General features: G+C 69.8%; 3 protein-coding genes. All 3 read left to right on the forward strand.

Features of this window, described 5'->3' with window-relative positions:
• Window positions 1-360: 360 nt before the first annotated feature.
• The gene (locus tag FV228_RS34865; protein ID WP_281406547.1) at window positions 361-483 is read left to right on the forward strand and encodes a hypothetical protein; all 123 of its coding nucleotides are present in this window, start codon (window positions 361-363) and stop codon (window positions 481-483) included.
• A gap of 50 nt (window positions 484-533) precedes the next feature.
• Window positions 534-1,019: a DUF2721 domain-containing protein gene (locus tag FV228_RS28520; protein WP_147857556.1), complete on the forward strand. Its 486-nt coding sequence runs from the start codon at window positions 534-536 to the stop codon at window positions 1,017-1,019.
• A gap of 85 nt (window positions 1,020-1,104) precedes the next feature.
• Window positions 1,105-1,539, forward strand: coding sequence for a PRC-barrel domain-containing protein (locus tag FV228_RS28525; protein WP_147857557.1), 435 nt, complete (start codon window positions 1,105-1,107; stop codon window positions 1,537-1,539).
• The last annotated feature ends 301 nt before the right edge of the window (window positions 1,540-1,840 follow it).

Here is a 1,840-nt window from a genome sequence, read left to right on the forward strand (position 1 = left end):
GCCTTCGTGGCGGCGGGCTTGGCAGCCTTCGCGGGCGCGGCCTTGGCGGCCTTCGGCTCGTCGGCCTTCGTGGTCTTGGCCGCCTTCGGCGCAGCCTTCTCGGTCTTCGTGGCCATAAACTTCCTCCGGTTCTCGGGCCGCAGGCCGGGGCATGAGCGCCCCACGGCCGAGCCAGCATAGCAGCAACTAAGCGGTGCCGCCGCCGTTCCAAGGGGAAATCGCCTTCACGGGGCCCTCATCCACAGGGCAGGCGCGGAAATCCACACCGGAAGCCGCCGATCTGCACCGCCGCGAAGAACATTCCGCCGAAACCGCGCGCTCGAAACCTGCTCTTAACGATCAGGCCCGAGAAATACAGTCATGTTTACCCCGGTTCTCGCGCTCGCGCTGCTGCTCGCCACCGGGCTCGTGCTCGGTCTTGGCCTCGGTATCCGGGCCGAGCCGGCCACATCCGGCCTCGAACCCCCTCGCGGGCTGGTCTGACCGCGCACGGGATTGCCGCGCAGGGCCGCCGGGTCCATGTGCCCGCGAACATGATCGATCCCATCACATCCACCACCCTGGAAAGCACGGCCCACGTCGTCCAGGTGGCCCTGAGCCCGGTCTTCCTGCTGTCCGGCCTCGCGACGCTGCTCAACGTCTTCGGCGCCCGTCTCGCGCGGGTCGCCGACCAAGCCGAGCGCGTCTCGACGCTGCTGGCCGGGGCCGGCGAGGCCGAGCGGATCATCCTGGGCCAGCGACTCGACCGGCTGCATACGCGCTCGCTGGCTCTGGACGCGGCGGTGTTCCTGGCCGCGCTCGGCGGCGTCGCGACCTGCGGCTCGGTGCTGACGCTGTTCGTCGGCGCCCTGCGCGACAGCACGGTGGCGAGCCTGCTGTTCGGCCTGTTCGGGACCGCGATCCTGTGCACGCTCTGCGCGCTCGTCGCGTTCGGCTTCGAGATGCTGCTGGCTAGCCGCTCGGTCCGCGACCGGATCAACCAGCGCCGGGCCAATGCCGGGATGCTGGCGGATCTCTGAGCCACCGGAACCCGCTCCCGCCCCGGCGTTTAGTGACCAGGGCCGGAGGAACCGCCGGCCCGGTCTGCGTAACCCGGGAGTCACCATGCCGACGGATCTGCCCACCGAGCGTCCCGTGAGAAAGACGGGCTCCCTGGAGCTCGATCCCACCGGCGAGGGCATCGCCATCGACGAGACCGCCCGCCTGATCGCCTCGAACAAGGTCGAAGGCACGGCGGTCTACGACCGCGAGGGGAAACACCTCGGGGCCGTGTACAACTTCATGGTGGATAAGGTCACCGGGCAGGTCGCCTACGCGGTGCTGGCCTTCGGGGGCTTCCTGGGCCTTGGCGAGAACCACCACCCCCTGCCCTGGAAGGCGTTGACCTACAGCACCGAACTCGGCGGCTACGTGGTCGACATCGATCCGGGCAACCTTGCCGGCGCCCCCAGCCACGGCCCGGGCGAGGACGCCTTCGCCGACCCGAACTACCGCGGGAAGATCGAGGATTATTACGGCGTGCGCGCACCGACGGCCTGAGCTTTGTGAGCGGGCGACACGCCCCTTCTCCCTGCGGCTACCGCCTGCACAGATCTGGAGCGCTGTCGCTCTTGCAGGTCGCGATGAGCCCCCCTCTCCCGTGCGGGAGAGGGGGCGCGAGCTCGTCACGAGTCACGCTGTGGCATGCTCGGCGAGAGAACCCCGCATAGGGCCCGTAGCTTCGTGGGAAAGCGCGGCGCGTCCGTGCGCCGTGCCCCCTGCCGGATGCCGCCCTTAGAACTTCCCGCCGAGGCCGACGCTGCCGCCGGGCGAGAGCATGGGGCCCATCGCGTTGCTGCCC

The organism is Methylobacterium sp. WL18, assembly GCF_008040015.1.
In the GTDB taxonomy this organism is placed as follows: Bacteria; Pseudomonadota; Alphaproteobacteria; order Rhizobiales; family Beijerinckiaceae; genus Methylobacterium; species Methylobacterium mesophilicum.

Excerpts from the sequence above, each read along its gene's own strand:
- FV228_RS34865 (WP_281406547.1), top strand. The coding sequence starts at position 361 with ATGTTTACCCCGGTTCTCGCGCTCGCGCTGCTGCTCGCCACCGGGCTC.
- FV228_RS28520 (WP_147857556.1), top strand. The coding sequence starts at position 534 with ATGATCGATCCCATCACATCCACCACCCTGGAAAGCACGGCCCACGTC.
- FV228_RS28525 (WP_147857557.1), top strand. The coding sequence starts at position 1,105 with ATGCCGACGGATCTGCCCACCGAGCGTCCCGTGAGAAAGACGGGCTCC.